The sequence below is a fragment of the Maritimibacter sp. genome, from assembly GCF_016774595.1.
Taxonomy (GTDB): domain Bacteria; phylum Pseudomonadota; class Alphaproteobacteria; order Rhodobacterales; family Rhodobacteraceae; genus Maritimibacter; species Maritimibacter alkaliphilus.
Genome location: NZ_JACBWT010000002.1, coordinates 13949 through 29492, shown reverse-complemented (window position 1 = coordinate 29492; position 15544 = coordinate 13949). Strand labels below are relative to the sequence as shown.

The 15544-nt window shown below is 63.7% G+C and carries 14 protein-coding genes; 4 read left to right on the top strand and 10 right to left on the bottom strand.

Going from position 1 to position 15544, the window contains the following annotated elements:
* Positions 1 to 126 precede the first annotated feature (126 nt).
* The gene (locus HOY44_RS11195) at positions 127 to 945 is read left to right on the top strand and encodes a hypothetical protein (RefSeq protein ID WP_287434774.1); all 819 of its coding nucleotides are present in this window, start codon (positions 127 to 129) and stop codon (positions 943 to 945) included.
* A gap of 41 nt (positions 946 to 986) precedes the next feature.
* On the opposite strand, the gene HOY44_RS11190 is transcribed toward HOY44_RS11195, so the two are convergent.
* From HOY44_RS11190 to HOY44_RS11160, 7 genes are all read right to left on the bottom strand, one after another.
* Positions 987 to 1814 (bottom strand): ABC transporter ATP-binding protein, encoded by an 828-nt coding sequence (locus HOY44_RS11190; RefSeq protein WP_008331922.1) that lies wholly within the window; start codon positions 1812 to 1814, stop codon positions 987 to 989.
* Positions 1815 to 1884: 70 nt separating this feature from the next.
* A complete protein-coding gene (locus HOY44_RS11185; protein WP_287434773.1) occupies positions 1885 to 3171 on the bottom strand; it encodes an ABC transporter substrate-binding protein in 1287 nt (428 codons plus the stop codon).
* Between the two features lie 73 nt (positions 3172 to 3244).
* The gene (locus HOY44_RS11180) at positions 3245 to 4321 is read right to left on the bottom strand and encodes a branched-chain amino acid ABC transporter permease (RefSeq protein WP_008331927.1); all 1077 of its coding nucleotides are present in this window, start codon (positions 4319 to 4321) and stop codon (positions 3245 to 3247) included.
* Positions 4321 to 4569 carry a hypothetical protein gene (locus HOY44_RS11175; protein WP_138422470.1) on the bottom strand — a complete coding sequence of 83 codons (249 nt, stop codon included), beginning with the start codon at positions 4567 to 4569 and terminating at the stop codon, positions 4321 to 4323. Before HOY44_RS11175 ends, HOY44_RS11180 begins: the two co-directional genes overlap by 1 nt.
* Positions 4570 to 4571: 2 nt before the next feature.
* Positions 4572 to 5558: a branched-chain amino acid ABC transporter permease gene (locus tag HOY44_RS11170; RefSeq protein WP_008331931.1), complete on the bottom strand. Its 987-nt coding sequence runs from the start codon at positions 5556 to 5558 to the stop codon at positions 4572 to 4574.
* Between the two features lie 95 nt (positions 5559 to 5653).
* Positions 5654 to 6475: an ABC transporter ATP-binding protein gene (locus HOY44_RS11165; protein ID WP_008331932.1), complete on the bottom strand. Its 822-nt coding sequence runs from the start codon at positions 6473 to 6475 to the stop codon at positions 5654 to 5656.
* A gap of 31 nt (positions 6476 to 6506) precedes the next feature.
* On the bottom strand, positions 6507 to 8483 hold the full coding sequence (locus HOY44_RS11160; protein WP_287434772.1) for a long-chain fatty acid--CoA ligase: 1977 nt from the start codon (positions 8481 to 8483) through the stop codon (positions 6507 to 6509).
* A gap of 237 nt (positions 8484 to 8720) precedes the next feature.
* Between HOY44_RS11160 and HOY44_RS11155 the strand changes: the two genes are divergently transcribed.
* From HOY44_RS11155 to HOY44_RS11145, 3 genes are read left to right on the top strand one after another with little or no spacing between them, the layout of a single operon-like run.
* Positions 8721 to 10601, top strand: a complete 1881-nt coding sequence (locus HOY44_RS11155; protein WP_287434771.1) for a hybrid sensor histidine kinase/response regulator — start codon at positions 8721 to 8723, stop codon at positions 10599 to 10601.
* Complete coding sequence (locus HOY44_RS11150) at positions 10598 to 11302, top strand: response regulator transcription factor (RefSeq protein WP_008331935.1); 705 nt, start codon at positions 10598 to 10600, stop codon at positions 11300 to 11302. Before HOY44_RS11155 ends, HOY44_RS11150 begins: the two co-directional genes overlap by 4 nt.
* Before the next feature lie 57 nt (positions 11303 to 11359).
* Complete coding sequence (locus tag HOY44_RS11145) at positions 11360 to 12010, top strand: histidine phosphatase family protein (protein WP_287434770.1); 651 nt, start codon at positions 11360 to 11362, stop codon at positions 12008 to 12010.
* Positions 12011 to 12023: 13 nt separating this feature from the next.
* Here the strand turns inward: HOY44_RS11145 and HOY44_RS11140 are convergent, their stop codons facing one another.
* The 3 genes from HOY44_RS11140 to mutL are packed head-to-tail and all read right to left on the bottom strand — an operon-like array spanning position 12024 to position 15466.
* The gene (locus tag HOY44_RS11140; protein ID WP_008331939.1) at positions 12024 to 12344 is read right to left on the bottom strand and encodes a DUF3775 domain-containing protein; all 321 of its coding nucleotides are present in this window, start codon (positions 12342 to 12344) and stop codon (positions 12024 to 12026) included.
* A gap of 60 nt (positions 12345 to 12404) precedes the next feature.
* Positions 12405 to 13637, bottom strand: coding sequence for a DNA recombination protein RmuC (locus tag HOY44_RS11135; RefSeq protein ID WP_287434769.1), 1233 nt, complete (start codon positions 13635 to 13637; stop codon positions 12405 to 12407).
* On the bottom strand, positions 13634 to 15466 hold the full coding sequence (gene mutL, locus HOY44_RS11130) for a DNA mismatch repair endonuclease MutL (RefSeq protein WP_287434768.1): 1833 nt from the start codon (positions 15464 to 15466) through the stop codon (positions 13634 to 13636). The genes HOY44_RS11135 and mutL overlap by 4 nt, the downstream gene beginning before the upstream one ends.
* Positions 15467 to 15544: the final 78 nt, after the last annotated feature.

The window sequence follows — 15544 nt, the reverse complement described above, 5'->3', positions numbered from 1 at the left end:
CCCCTTTCCCGGGTGTTGCACGGTTTCTGCGACAATCCGCCCAAACGGCCTGCGCGGAAGTATCGCGTGGACGATCTGGTTAAATTGACGTTGAGTAAGCTGATTTGTGATTCGGGAGAAACTTATATGCCGCATAGGTATTTGCATCGCGTAACGCTGAACGACGATCTTCAGGTGGCCGAGATCGATTTGTCCGGCCTCCGGCTGGACACGTCGGGCGAGGTGAACGCGCTTTACGATGCGATCGAAGCGGCCTTGGCGGAATCCGGTGAAGAGCTGTGGTTTTTCGTCATCAACTACTCGGACTTCCGGATCGACAGCGACGCCTGGTATACCCACCACCGGCGCGGCAAGGCGCTGAACCTCGGTCACAGCATGGGCACGGTCCGCTTCGACATGAGCGAGGAAACGCAGCGCCAGATCGAACGCACGGCGGAGACCGAAAGCTTCGATCCCAACCTGTTCGCGGATCGTGACGGCGCGCTGGCGCGGGTCGCCGAGCTTCCGTCGAAACGTCGCGCGAAGGTCGTTCACGACATGGGTTATTCGTACGCGGAATTCGCCAAGCGCATTTCGTTCGACGGGGCGGCCGAAATCATGAACGTCGATTTCTCGAACTTCGTGTTTCACCATTCCGCCGACGTGAACGCGTTCTACGATCATATCGAGGCGCGGCTGGAAGAGACCGCGGTGCGCTGGTTCTTCCTCATCAACTACGAGGGTTGCCGGATCTTCGAAGAAGCCTGGGTCGCCTATGCCCGGCGCGGCAAGCGACTGAACGAACGCTGGTCTATGGGCTCGGTGCGCTACGCCCCCGGCTCGGAAACCGAGGAAACCATCCGTATGCGGGCCGAAAGCCAGCAGTTCCGCCCGAACATCCGCAACACCCGCGAAGAGGCGCTGGCGCGCATCGACGAGATGAAGTCGGAGATGGCGGAGCATTAGGTCTGCCCACCTGACGGTTATGTTCGCGCTGTGTTCGGTCATTATGAGAGCCAGCGTTTCCGCCGGCGGTAGGAGCGCACGTCGCGGAAGGACTTGCGCCCTTCGTCCGACATGCCGAGGTAGAATTCCTTGACGTCCGGGTTCTCGCGCAGGGCGGCGGCGGGGCCGTCCATCACGATCCGGCCGGATTCCAGAATATAGCCGTAATGCGCATAGCGGAGCGCCACATTGGTGTTCTGTTCGGCCAGAAGGAAGGTGTATCCCTCGTTCTCGTTCAGGTTCTTCACGATCTCGAAAATCTGCTCGACCAGCTGCGGGGCCAGGCCCATCGACGGCTCGTCCAGAAGGATCGTTTCGGGACGGGACATGAGCGCGCGGCCGATGGCGACCATCTGCTGCTCACCGCCCGAGGTATAGCCGGCTTGGCTTTTGCGGCGCTCTTTCAGGCGCGGAAAATAGTCGTAGACCATGTTCAGGTCGGCGTCGATGTCGCCGCGCCCGGCCTTGCGGGTATAGGCGCCGGTCAGAAGGTTCTCTTCCACCGTCAGGTGTTCGAAGCAATGCCGCCCCTCCATCACCTGAATGACCCCTTTGGTCACGAGGTCGGCGGGCGACAGATCCTGCACCTTTTCGCCGCGATACTGGATCGACCCCTTGGTCACCTCGCCGCGCTCGGAGCGCAGGAGATTGGAAATCGCCTTGAGTGTGGTGGTCTTGCCCGCCCCGTTGCCCCCGAGAAGCGCGGTGATGCCGCCCTTGGGCACCGTGAGGCTCACACCTTTCAGGACGAGGATCACGTGGTTGTAGATCACCTCGATATTGTTGACCTCGAGCACTGTCTCGGTCTGGGTCGGCTGGGCGTCGAGCATGGCGAAATCCGTCTGTTCGTCGTGGTCGTGGTCCCCGGCCCGCGGGACATGCGGGCCGGGGGGGGAGGGCTTAAATCGCGCAGCCCGGTTCGATGCCGGCTTCCGCGGCGAAGGCTGCCGAGTCTTCCTCGATCAGCGGCGACAGAACGTCGAGATCGGCCTGCATGTAGTCGGTGATCAGGCTCCACTCGCCCGCTGCCGCATCCCACTGCGCCACGGCTGCATAGCCGTCGCCGCCGTGGTTCTGGCAGGACACCGAGAACTCCGGCCCGAAGCCCGGCAGACCCAGATCGGTCATCTTGGCTTCGGTGATCTCGAGGTTCTCCATCCCGTCGCGCATCTGCTGCGGGGTGAGGGTCGAGGTGCCGTGCATCTCCTGCGCCGTCTTGGCCGCTTCGGCGGCGAGCATGGCGGCGTAGAGGCCCCGGTTGTAAAGCGCGGTGCCGATCTGGTCGCCGGCGCCCGCAGCCTTGCCCGCATCCACCACGTACTGCTGGATGTCGTCGAAGACCGGGTAGTCGGAGCCGACATTGTGGAAGGTCAGCGCCTTGTAGCCGTTCGCACCTTCGCCCGCCGGGAGCACGTCGTTTTCAGAGCCGGACCACCAGATGCCGATGAAGTTTTCCATCGGGTAGCGGATGTTCACCGCTTCCTGAATGGCGACCTGGTTCATGACGCCCCAGCCCCACATCAGGGTGTAGTCGGGCTTGTCGCGACGGATCTGAAGCCACTGCGACTTCTGCTCCTGACCGGGGTGGTCGACCGGCAGCGTGATGAGCTCATAGCCATGCTTTGCCGACAGCTCTTCCAGCGTGCGGATCGGCTCCTTCCCGTAGGCGGAGTTGTGGTAGACCAGCGCGATCTTCTTGCCTTCCAGCGAGCCGCCGTTTTCGTTCAGCAGATACTTGATCGCCACCGAGGCCCCATCCCAGTAGTTGGCGGGATAGTTGAAGATGTAGTTGAACACTTCGCCGTTCTTGGCCGAGGTCCGGCCATAGCCCATCGAGTGCACCGGGATCTCATCCGCCGTCGCTTTGGGGATGAGCTGGTAGGTGATGCCGGTCGAAAGCGGCTGATAGACCAGTGCGCCGGAGCCCTTGGTCGACTCGTAGCATTCGACACCCTTTTCGGTGTTGTAGCCGGTTTCGCATTCGATCAGTTCGATCATCTCGCCACCGATGCCGCCGTCACGCTCGTTCAGAAGCGTGAAGTAGTCGGCATAGCCATCCGCAAACGGGATACCGTTCGCGGCGTAGGGGCCGGTCCGGTAGCTGAGCGCGGTGAACGTCAGGTCGGCCAAAGCCGGGCTGGCCGCGACCGCGGCGCCCAGTGCGACAGTTGCAAGTTTCATTTTCATCGGGTGTCTCCTCCCTTGGTTGGTCCGATGTTTCCAGTCGGGGTTCCCGCCCCGCTTATTGCCCGGCCCCGCCCTAGTGCGGGAAAGGCCAGAGTCTGAGTTTTTCTTTCATCACCTTCCACAGCGCGGCGAGTCCGTGCGGCTCCACGATCAGGAAGAACAGGATCAGCCCGCCGACGATCATGAACTCAAGATGCGCGGCAAGGTCCGTGGCCCAGCCCAGTCCGCCCACGAGCGTGTTTTTCAGAAGCACGGGCATGAGGACCATGAAGGCCGCGCCCGCGAAGCTGCCGAAGATCGAGCCCAGCCCGCCGATGATGATCATGAACAGGACAAGGAACGATTTCTGGATGCCGAACGCCTCGCCCACTTCGACCGCGCCAAGGTAGACCGAGAAGAACAGCGCACCCGCGACGCCCACGAAGAACGACGAAACGGCGAAGGCGCTGAGTTTGGCGGTCAGCGGGTTCACCCCGATGATCTCGGCGGCGATGTCCATGTCGCGGATCGCCATCCATTTGCGCCCCGTCGACCCGCGCGTCAGATTGCGCACGATCCAGGCCGACAGGAACACGAACACGAGACAGAAGAGGTAGGTCGCCCAGGCCTCGGTCTGCGGTCCGGTCACCTTGATCCCGAACACCGCACGTTCCGGCACGCTGATCTGGCCCGAGGCGGAGTAGTTGTAGAACCACGGCACCCGGTTGAACAGCCAGACGAGAAAGAACTGCGCGGCAAGCGTTGCCACGGCCAGATAGAAGCCCTTGATCCGCAACGAGGGCAGACCGAACAGCATCCCCACCAGCGCGGTGATCCCGCCCGACAGGATGATGTGGAAAAAGATGTTCACATCCGGGAAGGACGTCATGAGCTTGTAGCTGGCATAAGCGCCCACGGCCATGAAACCGCCCGTGCCCAGCGACACCTGACCCGCATAGCCCGTCAGCACGTTCAGCCCCAGCGCCGCGATGGCGTAGATCAGGAACGGCAGAAGCACCGCGTTGGCCCAGTAGTCGTTGATGACGAAGGGCACGACGATGAGCGCGACCGCGATCAGCACGTAATAGGCGATCCGGTCGAACTTGATCGGAAACGTCTGGCTGTCGTCCCGGTAGGAGGTTTTGAAATCTCCGGCCTCGCGATAGAGCATCAGGCGATCTCCCCGTCAGTTTTGAGGTGTGAAGGCACGCGGTTCGCGCGTTTGGCGTAACCCGTGGCTTCCGAATGGCGGACAAGCTGGAACCAGCAGGCGAGGCCGATGGCGGCACCGACGGCCGCCAGCAGCGAAGCGACGAGCGCCTGATTGCCGGTATCGGTCGGGGCCGACAGGGCGAGGTAGCCGAAGGCCCAGAAGCCGGACCATGCGACGGTGTTGGCGATGGCGATGAGTTTCTGCATCGTCACACCCTCTCGATGATCTTTTCGCCGAACAGCCCTTGGGGGCGGAAGACGAGGAACAGAAGGGCGAGGACATAGGCGAACCAGTTCTCGGTCGCGCCGCCGACCAGCGGGCCGATGGCGAATTCGAACAGCTTCTCACCCACCCCGATGATAAGCCCGCCGACGATGGCGCCGGGGATCGAGGTGAAGCCGCCCAGCATCAGAACCGGCAGCGCCTTGAGCGCGATGAGCGAGAGCGAGAACTGAACGCCCGACTTGGACCCCCACATGATGCCCGCGACCAGTGCGACGAAGCCCGCGATCGACCAGACCAGCACCCAGATGAACCGGAGCGAAATGCCGACCGACAGCGCCGCCTGGTGGTCGTCGGCCACGGCCCGCAGCGCGCGGCCCTGCTTCGAGTATTGCGAGAACACGGTCAGCGCGACGACGAGGATCACCGCCACGATGGTCGCCGAGATGTCGAGATTGTCGATGAAGAAGCCGTAACCGAACCAGTTGAAGGTGGTGTCGTCGATGGCGATGTTGATGCCCTGCGGCAGCCCCACGTCCAGCTTCTTGATGTCGGACCCCCACATCATGTCGCCGAAGCCTTCCATGAAATAGGCAAGTCCGATGGTGGCCATGAACAGGATGATGCCCGGCTGGTTCACCAGATGTCGCAGGATGTATCGCTCGACGATCCATGCGAAGGCGACCATCACCACCACGGTCAGAAGGATCGCGAGAATGGCGGGCACATGCCAGCCGAAGTGGTGCACGTCGGTCCCGAAGATCGCGTTGATGAGGTGGGCGAACGGCACCTGCCCGTCCTGAATGCCCACGAGCGTCAGCGCGGCGAACAGCGCCATGACCCCTTGGGCGTAGTTGAAGATGCCGGAAGCCTTGAAGATGAGAACGAAGCCCAGCGCGACAAGCGCGTAAAGCACCCCGGCCATCAGACCGTTCAGGGTGACTTCCATCGCGTAGAGAAGCTGATCAGGCATGGGTTCCTCCCGTCCCGAAACGGCGTGTCCAGCGCGCGGCGCCGTTCATGCCCAAGTATTGCGAAGAACCTCCGACGGAGGCGAGGAAGGTCGCGTCAGTCATGTGCCACCCCCAGATAAGCGTCGATGACCGCCTGATTGCCGCGCACCTCGTCCGGTGTGCCGTCGCCGATCTTCTTGCCGTAATCCATCACGACGACACGGTCGGACAGGTCCATGACCACGCCCATGTCGTGCTCGATCAGGGCGATGGTGGTGCCGAACTCGTCGTTCACGTCGAGGATGAAGCGGCTCATGTCCTCTTTCTCTTCGACGTTCATACCCGCCATCGGCTCGTCCAGAAGCAGAAGCTTCGGCTCGGCGGCCAGCGCGCGGGCCAGTTCGACCCGCTTTTTCAGGCCATAGGGCAGACGGCCAACAGGCGTCTTGCGGATGTTCTGGATTTCGAGGAAGTCGATGATCTTTTCGACCTGCTCGCGGTGATGGTTCTCTTCCTTCTCCGCCCGGCCGAACCACATCGCCTGACTGAGCAGACCCGTCTTCATCATGGTCAGGCGACCGGTCATGATGTTGTCCAGAACGCTCATACCGTCGAACAGCGCGATGTTCTGGAACGTGCGCGCGATACCCTGTGAGGCGACCTGATAGGGCTTCATCTGCGGGCGGCGCTTGCCACGGAACCACACCTCGCCTTCTTGGGGCACGTAGAAGCCCGAGATGACGTTCAGCATCGACGACTTGCCAGCGCCGTTCGGGCCGATGATCGCGCGTATTTCCCCTTCGCGGATGTCGAAGGAAATATCCTTGATCGCGACCACGCCGCCGAAACGCAGGGTGATGTTCTTCATTTCCATCACCACGCCGCCGATAGTCCGGCCGTCCGCGGTCACGTAGCTGTCCGGGCTCATGTCGTTCATTGGGCCCCTCCGGTTCCGTATTGTGTGAAGGTCATTCCGCCGCGATCCCCTGCTTCGGGGCGGTCGGCACCACCTTGGCGTCGCGGATTTCCAGCGTCGCCTTGATCTTGCCCTTGCGGCCGTCTTCGTAGGTGACTTCGGTTTCGGTGTATTGCTCGGTCTTGCCGGAATAGAGCGCCTCGACCAGATCGCCGAATTTTTCCGAGATCACACCGCGCCGCACCTTGCGGGTCCGCGTCATCTCGCCATCGTCCGCATCCAGTTCCTTGTGCAGGACGAGGAAGCGGTGAATCTGGCAGCCCGACAGCATTTCATCCTCGGCCACACTCGCGTTCACCTCTTCGACATGGCGCTGGATCGTGTCGAGCACCTGCGGATGGTTCGCCAGTTCCTGATAGGAGGCATAGGAGATGTTGTTGCGCTCGGCCCAGTTGCCCACCGCGTTCAGGTCGATGTTGATGAAGGCCGTGCACATCTCACGCCCCGATCCAAAGACCACGGCTTCAAGGATGTTCGGATAGAACTTGAGTTTGTTCTCGACGTATTTCGGCGCGAACATCGACCCGTCGGCCATCTTGCCCACGTCCTTGGCGCGGTCGATGATCCGCAGGTGCCCGGTGTCCGGTTCGATGAAACCGGCGTCGCCCGTCGCGACCCAGCCTTCGGCATCCTTGGTCGACGCCGTGCTTTCGGGGTTGTTGTAATATTCCACGAAGGTGCCCGGGCTGCGGTAATAGACCTCGCCGTTGTCGTCGATGCGCAGTTCCACGCCGGGGGCAGGCACGCCGACCGTATCGGGCCGCACCTCGCCATCGGGCTGCACGGTGATGAACACCGTCGCCTCGGTCTGGCCGTAGAGTTGTTTCAGGTTGATGCCGAGCGAGCGGTAGAAATCGAAGATCTCAGGCCCGATCGCCTCGCCCGCCGTGTAGCCCACGCGCACGCGGCTGAACCCGAGCGTGTTCTTGAGCGGCCCGAAAATCAGCAGATTGCCGAGCCAGTAGGAAAAGCGGTCGCCACCCGACACCGGCTTACCGTCGAGGATTGCGGGACCGACCCGGCGCGCGACCTTCATGTAGTGGTCGAACAACCGTTTCTTGAGCCGCGTGGCGTCCTCCATGCGGATCATGACCGTCGTCAGAAGGTTCTCGAACACGCGCGGCGGAGCGAAGAAATAGGTCGGACCGATCTCGCGCAGGTCCGTCATCATCGTCTCTTCGGACTCGGGGCAGTTCACGCAGAACCCGGTCCAGTAGGCCTGACCGAGCGAAAAGATGAAGTCGCCGACCCAGGCCATCGGCAGATAGGCGAGAATGTCGTCGCCTGCGGTCAGGTGATCGAACTCGGACGAATTCTTGGCGCTTTCGATGACGTTGCGGTTCGACAGCACCACGCCCTTGGGCTTTCCGGTCGTGCCGGAGGTGTAGAGCATCACGCAGGTGGAATCGTAGTCCAGCTTCTCGGTGCGCTCGCGCATGATCGGTTCGAGCCGCGAATGCCCGCCGCGCCCCTCGGCCTGAACGTCGTCGAACCAGTTCAGATGCGTATGGTCGTATTTGCGCATCCCGCGCTTGTCGACGTAGATCACATGCTCGATCTTCGGCACGCGGTCCTTCACTTCGATGACCTTGTCGACCTGTTCCTGATCGCCGCAGATCACGAAGCGCGCACCGCAATGGTCGAGGACATAGTCCATCTCTTCCGGGCCGGCGTCCTGATAAAGCGGCACGGGAACGGCGCCGCATTTCTGCGCGGCGACCATCGACCAGTAATGTGCCGGGCGGTTGCGGCCGATGATGGCGACATGATCGCCGGGTTCGATTCCCAGCGCGATCAGGCCCATCGCCAGCGCGTCGATTTCCTCGGCGGTCTCGGCCCAGCTCCATGTCTGCCAGATGCCGAACTCTTTTTCACGATAAGCGGGACGACCGCCGAACTCCTTCGCATTCCGGGCCAGAAGCGCCGGAACCGAGGACAGACCGCTGGTCGCGGTTTGAACCTGTGCCAAATTGTCTCCTCCCACACCGGCCCTCCCCGACCGGCGTTCCGCGTCACCCGAAGGCGACACGCAATATTCTTGCCAAGCAGAGTTCCACGTCAAACATTTCCGTAGTTTTTCCAGAATGTAACGAATTGTTGCGGGTGCTGCGGACGCGAAACCGGGGGCTTCCAGAGCGGTCGCCACGGTGCTAGCGAGAAAGGGGGAGGACGTTCTCTGAACACCAAGTACACCGATATCGCCGCCTTGACGCAGGCCGGTCTGAACCTGATCCAACAGGCGCTGTCGATCTATGACAGCGACCTGCGCTTCGTGGTCGGCAACCGGACCTTCCAGACGATGTTCGGCCTGCCCGACAGTCTGGTGACACGCGGCGCGCGGTTCGACGATACGATCCGTTTTCTGGTCGAACGCGGCGAATACGGCGAGGTCGACGACCATGATGCCTTCGTGCAGGACAAGGTCGATCAGGCGCTGGCGTTCGAACCGCATTATGTGGAACGGCAGCGGGCCGACGGGCGCATGATCTCGGTCGAAGGGTCGCCGCTGGCGCAAGGCGGCTGGGTCACGGTCTATACCGACATCACCGCGATCAAGCGGCAGGAAACGCTGCTCAGATCGCGGTCCGAAGAACTGTCGGATCAGCTTCTAGAACACGCCGAGGAGTTGTCGCACACCAACCGGGCGCTGGCCGCGACCAATGCGGCCCTCGAAGAAACCAAGCGGCAATTGACCGAGATGGAAAGTCGCGCCCGCGTCACGGCCGAAATGATGCCCGCGCATATCGCGCGGCTCGACAGGGATTGGCGCTATTCCTATTCCAACCGTCAGCTTGCCACGATCCTGCCGTTCACGCCGCGCAACATCGTCGGATTGCACGCCCGCGACGCGTTGGGCGACGAGGCGTTCGAGAAGATCACGCCGAGCCTCGAGCGTGCGTTCGCCGGGGATGCCAGCGTTTTGGAATTCGCACACGAAGGCGTGGCCCGGCGTATCCGCGTGGCCTTCACCCCCGATGCCGACGAGAACGGCGAAGTCACCGGGGTCTATATCCTGTCGATGGATGTCACCGAAGAGGCGCAGGCGCGGGCGGCGCTGACCCAGACCCGCAAACGCGAACTGGCCGCCCAGCTTACATCGGGCATGGCGCACGACTTTTCGAACCTGTTGACGATCATCCTCGGCCTTCAGGCGCGGTTGGGCTCGATGCCTCTGGGCGAGGATGCGCAGGCGCTGGTGCAGGCGACGACGGGCGCGGCCCGGCGTGGCGGGGCACTGCTCGACCGGATCTCGTCCCTGTCCGGCGCGCGCGAGGTGCGGCCGGAGCCAGTCGAAGCCGCGCGCCTTCTGGCCGAGATCGAAACGCTGGCGAAACCGACGCTGCCGGATGGCCTGTCGCTGACCACCGAGGTTGAAGGGCTGGCGCATCCGGTGTTGCTGGACGTGGGCGCGACGCAGGATGCGCTCCTGAACCTCGTGCTGAACGCAAAGGACGCCATCGGGGCGGGCTCCGGTCGGATCGCCATTGTCGCGCGCGAAGTGGCGGGGACATGGATCGAATTCGAAGTCACCGACACGGGGCCTGGGTTCAGCCCCGACGCGCTCGACCATGCGCTCGACGCGTTCTTCACCACGAAGGGTGGCGAAGGGTCGGGCCTTGGGCTCGCCATGGTCTATGACCACGCCAAGATGTCGGGCGGCCATGTGCGGCTCGCCAACACAGACCGGGGCGCACGGGTCACGATCCGGGTGCCGTTGAAGCCCGCCGTGGCGACAGGCGCGCCGCAACTCGTGCTGCTGGTCGAGGATCAGGACGACATTCGCGCGGACGTGCGCGAGATGCTCATCTCGCTCGGCCATCAGGTGATCGAGGCGGCCTCGGGCGAAGAGGCGCTGGACCTCGCCGGGATCGAAGGGATCGATCTGGTTCTGTCGGACATCATGCTGGGCGGCGCAGTGACCGGGGACCGGCTGGTCGGCAGGATCGAAGCGCCCGTGATGCTCATGTCGTCGCTGCCGCAGGGCGATGCGCGGCGGGCGGGCCATGCCGTGCTGACCAAGCCGTTCACGCGCGGCCAGCTTGCCGCGTTCCTTGCCGATGCCCTTGCACGGGAGGCGGCGGAATGAGCGCGCCGATGGTTGCCATTCTGGATGACGAACCAGAGATCCGGCAAATGCTGTCGGACGCCTTGCAGGACGCCGGGTTCCGCACCGCGGGGTTCGGCCGCGCGACCGAGTTCGAGGCCGCGTTGCGCAAGACCGCGCCCGACGTCTGCCTCGTCGATCTCGGCCTGCCGGATCGCGATGGCCTGACGCTCGTTCACCGGCTCGCGCTGGAAAGCGGGGCCGCCATCATCATCATCTCGGGCCGCGCGCAGGTTCAGGACCGGGTGACGGGGCTGGAGCTTGGCGCGGACGATTACATCATCAAGCCGTTCGAACTGGCCGAGGTCGTGGCCCGTGTCCGCGCCCGCGTGCGCGTCGGCAAGGCGGCCAAGCCGGGCCAGTCGAACACGGCGAGCTTCGCAGGATGGACCGCGCATTTCGACCGTTACGTGCTGGAAGACGCGACCGGGGCCGAAACCGGATTTTCCCATGCCGAGGGCGAAGTGCTTCGCCTGTTCCTCGAAGCGCCCAAACGCCTGATTTCCCGCGCGCATATGCAGGAAAGCCTTGGAGGCGCTGCGGGCGAGAGCTTCGACCGGGCGATGGACGTCCGCATCTCGCGCCTGCGCACGAAGCTGGGCGAAGACCCGAAGAACCCCAAGCTCATCAAGACGATCTACGGCGCCGGATACATCTTTCTGGGCGACGTCACGTGGCGCTAGGTCTTTTCCCTGTCACGTCTTCGGGTTAGCACCCGGTGAGCCAGTTGGGGGAACACGATGTCACAGGTCACGCTGGTCCGGCATGGGCAGGCCAATTCCGGGTCGAACGACGAACACGGATACGACAAGCTGTCGGACCTCGGCTGGCAGCAGACCGGATGGCTGGGCAACTATTTCGACAGCGTCGGTGAACGGTTCGACCGAATCTATTCCGGCACTCTGACCCGCCATGTCGAGACGGCGAAGTCGATGGGGTTTCCCGAACCCGTTCAAGACCCGCGCCTGAACGAAGTCGCCTATTTCGATCTGTCCGCGAAGATGCACGAACAGATGGGCATCAAGCCACCCGAGAACCGCGACGAGTTCGTAAATCACCTGCCGCTCGTCTTCACGGCATGGCGCGAGGGCCAGATCGAGGACACGATCGAGACCTATGCCGAATTCGAAGGGCGCGTGGACGACGTGCTGCATGAAATCGCGGCGGGCAAGGGCCGTGCGCTCGTCTCGACCTCAGGGGGCTGGATCGCCATGTCGATCAAGGTGGCCATGGGGCTGCAACTGAATTCGATGGCGCGGCTGGCGTTGACCATCATGAACAGTTCTGTGCACCAGATGCACCCGGTCGGCGCCGGGTTGACCCTGACCCAGTTCAACGCGGTCCCACATCTCGCCGACCCGGATCGTCAGTACGCCCAGACCTTTATCTGAGGGTGGCGGCGGATCACTTCAGGTGATCGTCCTCAAGGTCTTCGACATCATAGCCCAACGCTTCCAACCCGGCTTCGAGATAGTCGGCCAGCATCGTCTCGCCCAGCAGGTAATCCTCGGTGGGCGCGGTCGCCTCGGCCTTGGCGGTCGCGATGGCCTCGTCCAGTTCCTCGGCTTCGAACGTCTCGCGCCCGATCCACATGACGGCCACGAGGCTCGCCTGTTCGTCGGTATTGAGATCCGAAATGTAGTTGCGGATCACGTTCTCGGTGTCGGGCAGTTCGCGGGCCTGAATGGCGATGCGGGCGACGCGGGACGGGCTGATTTCGAGCATGTCTGACCTGTTCATTGCTTGCCCCCCATTTAGGGGCGAAAGCGGGGGCGCGACAAGGGATCAGGTCTTGGGAAGCTGAACCACCGCTGCCGCGTCGTCCTGCGCCAGTTCCTCGAAGTCGAAATTGTCGAGCCGTTTGGCCCGGTTTCCGGCCTTTTCGGCGGAAATCTTGATGTCCGCGATGTCCTTGGAGGCCTGATGGAAATGCCGGTCGAGGTTTGCGACACGGTCGCCCAACCGGCCGACGTCCGCCGACAGCAGGTGCAGTTCCTTGCGGATCGCGCCCGCCTGTTCGCGCATTCGGGCGTCTTTCAGGATCGCGCGCATCGTGTTCAGCGTCGCCATGCAGGTGGTGGGCGAGACGATCCAGACGCGGGCGTTGAACCCTTCGCGCACCACATCGGCGAAATTGGCGTGAAGTTCGGCATAGACGGCTTCTGACGGCAGGAACATGAGCGCGCCATCCGCCGTCTCGCCCTCGATGATGTATTTCTCGCTGATCGCCTTGATGTGGGCGCGCACGGCCGTTTTCATCAGCCGTCCGGCCTCGGCGGCCTGTGCCTGCGTCTCGGCCCGGCGCAGCGCCTCATACGGCTCCAGCGGGAATTTGGAGTCGATCACGATGGGGCCCGGCGGGTTCGGCAGGTGGATCAGGCAGTCCGCCCGCTTTCCGTTCGACATCGTATGCTGGAACGCATAGCTGTCGGTCGGCAGCGCCTTGGACACGATGTCGTTCAACTGGATTTCACCGAACGCCCCGCGCGTCTGCTTGTTGGACAGGATGTCCTGAAGGCTCAGAACGTCACCCGACAGCTTTTCGATATTCGCCTGCGCCTTGTCGATGGTGGCGAGCCGTTCCTGCAATTCGGTCAGCGACTTGGTGGTCTTGACGGTCGAACCCGTGAGCGTTTCGTTCATCCGCTCCTGCAAGTCGGACAGGGCCCGCGCGGATTTCATCGCGTTCTCGTGCAACCGGTCCTGCATTTGCCGCTGCACGTCGGCGAGACGCGTTTCCATGGTCTGTATCATCCGGCTCTGCGCGTTGGCCTGCGCGTCCGACACGGTGCGCAGGCCGCCCGACAGCTGGTCCTGCCCCTGCCCCAGCACCTGCACCGCATGACCGATGCCACCAAGCTGACGCGCAAGCTCTGCATTGGTGGCGCTGGCGCGGCCCGACCGCACGAGCAAAACGATCAACAGGAGGACAAGCAGAAGCAGCACCGCCCCGGCCACGAACGCGGCAAGGGTCAGAGGGTCGGAAAGGTCGAGGGTCGTGTCGCCGATCTGGATCATGTGCGCCCGAAAAGCCGTTCGATATCCGCCAGCTTTAACTCGACATAGGTCGGACGGCCATGGTTGCACTGACCGGAATGGGGCGTCGCCTCCATCTCGCGCAGTAGCGCGTTCATCTCTTCGGGGCGCATCCAGCGCCCGGAGCGGATCGAGCCGTGGCAGGCGACGCGCGACAGCACCGCTTCGATCCGGGCCTGAAGGGTCTGGCTTTGGCCGAGGTCCGCGAGTTCGTCGAGGATGTCGCGGATCATGGCTTCGGCATTCACCTGGCCCAGGATCGCGGGCGTCTCGCGCACGGCGATGGCGCCGCCGCCGAATGGCTCGATGACGAGGCCCAAGCGGGCGAGGTCGTCGGCGAGGCCCAGAAGCAGGGATGCGTCGCCCTCGGACAGGTCCACGATCTCGGGGATGAGCAGCGCCTGCGACGCCACGCCGTTTTCGGCCATCTGGCGCTTGAGCTTTTCATAGACCAGCCGTTCGTGCGCGGCGTGCTGATCGACGATCACCATGCCGTCCTCGGTCTGGGCGACGATGTAGTTTTCATGCACCTGCGCGCGCGCCGCGCCGAGCGGAAGGCTTTCGGCGGGCGGCGTTTCGGGTGTCGGCTCCGGTTCGATCACGGGGTCGAACCGGGCCGAGGGAGTTTCCGCGAAGCCCACTGGGGACTGGGCTTCGCGTGCCGTGTGCAGGACGACTTGGGACGGTCTGTCCATCTGGTACACACGGGCGTGCGTTGGCTCGGGCCGCATGGCGCCGAGCGTGGATTGGGCGACGGTTGAGGACGCGCGGTGCCCGGCCTCGGCAAGCGCATGGCGGATCGTCGTGACGATCAGCCCGCGCACGAGACCGGGTTCGCGGAAACGCACTTCGGACTTCGCCGGGTGGACGTTCACATCGACCAGTTTCGGGTCGCAGGTCACGAACAGCGCCGCCGCCGGGTGGCGGTCGCGGGACAGGAAATCGGCATAGGCCCCGCGCAGCGCCCCGATCAGAAGCTTGTCGCGCACAGGGCGGCCGTTGACGAACAGGAACTGCGCCACCGCCGCGCCACGGGAATAGGTCGGCAGGGCCGCGTAGCCCGTCAGCCGGAAGCCTTCGCGCAGCGCGTCGAGCGGCACGGCGTTCTCGGCGAAGTCGCGCCCGAGGACACCGCCCAGACGGGCATGGAGCGCGTCGAACAGGTCGCCGTTCTCGGGCGCGGCCCGGAAGGTCACGCGCCCTTCGCCCCCGCCGGAAACGTCGCGCAGGGTGAAGCCGATATGCGGCTCGGCCATGGCGAAGCGTTTGACCACATCGGTGATCGCCTGCGCCTCGGCCCGGTCGGTGCGCAGGAACTTGAGCCGCGCGGGCGTGGCGAAGAACAGGTCGCGCAATTCCACGACCGTGCCGCGCGACAGGGCCGCGGGCCTCACCGGCTCGGCCTTGCCCCCGGCCACACGGATGCAGGCGGCCGCCCCATCGCAGCGCGAGGTGATCGTCAGCCGACCGACCGCGCCGAGCGACGGCAGCGCCTCGCCCCGGAAACCGAAGGTGTGAATGTCGAGCAGGTCGGACCCGTCGATCTTGGAGGTCGCGTGGCGCGACATGGCGAGCGGCAGGTCTTCGGCCGGAATGCCGCACCCGTCGTCGGTGACCCGGATCAGGGTCTTGCCGCCGTCGGCATAGGCCACATCGATGCGGGTGGACCCTGCGTCGATGGCGTTCTCGACAAGCTCTTTCACCGCTGACGCGGGCCGCTCCACGACTTCGCCCGCCGCAATCCTGTTGATTGCAGCGTCATCAAGCTGGCGTATGGCTGGCCGGCTTATATTGGGGGCGTCGTCGGGCATGCCACTAGACCTAGCATGTGCACGCGCGATTCTGAAAGCGCGAAAGACGGCGCGAGGGCCGTCTTTCACAGGGGTCTT

Bases quoted from the DNA above. Each gene is read 5' to 3' on its own strand.
- HOY44_RS11180 (WP_008331927.1), bottom strand. From the start codon at position 4,321: ATGCTCTATCGCGAGGCCGGAGATTTCAAAACCTCCTACCGGGACGAC.
- HOY44_RS11175 (WP_138422470.1), bottom strand. From the start codon at position 4,569: ATGCAGAAACTCATCGCCATCGCCAACACCGTCGCATGGTCCGGCTTC.
- HOY44_RS11150 (WP_008331935.1), top strand. From the start codon at position 10,598: ATGAGCGCGCCGATGGTTGCCATTCTGGATGACGAACCAGAGATCCGG.
- HOY44_RS11135 (WP_287434769.1), bottom strand. From the start codon at position 13,637: ATGATCCAGATCGGCGACACGACCCTCGACCTTTCCGACCCTCTGACC.
- mutL (WP_287434768.1), bottom strand. From the start codon at position 15,466: ATGCCCGACGACGCCCCCAATATAAGCCGGCCAGCCATACGCCAGCTT.
- HOY44_RS11145 (WP_287434770.1), top strand. From the start codon at position 11,360: ATGTCACAGGTCACGCTGGTCCGGCATGGGCAGGCCAATTCCGGGTCG.
- HOY44_RS11195 (WP_287434774.1), top strand. From the start codon at position 127: ATGCCGCATAGGTATTTGCATCGCGTAACGCTGAACGACGATCTTCAG.
- HOY44_RS11165 (WP_008331932.1), bottom strand. From the start codon at position 6,475: ATGAACGACATGAGCCCGGACAGCTACGTGACCGCGGACGGCCGGACT.
- HOY44_RS11190 (WP_008331922.1), bottom strand. From the start codon at position 1,814: ATGCTCGACGCCCAGCCGACCCAGACCGAGACAGTGCTCGAGGTCAAC.
- HOY44_RS11140 (WP_008331939.1), bottom strand. From the start codon at position 12,344: ATGCTCGAAATCAGCCCGTCCCGCGTCGCCCGCATCGCCATTCAGGCC.
- HOY44_RS11170 (WP_008331931.1), bottom strand. From the start codon at position 5,558: ATGCCTGATCAGCTTCTCTACGCGATGGAAGTCACCCTGAACGGTCTG.
- HOY44_RS11185 (WP_287434773.1), bottom strand. From the start codon at position 3,171: ATGAAAATGAAACTTGCAACTGTCGCACTGGGCGCCGCGGTCGCGGCC.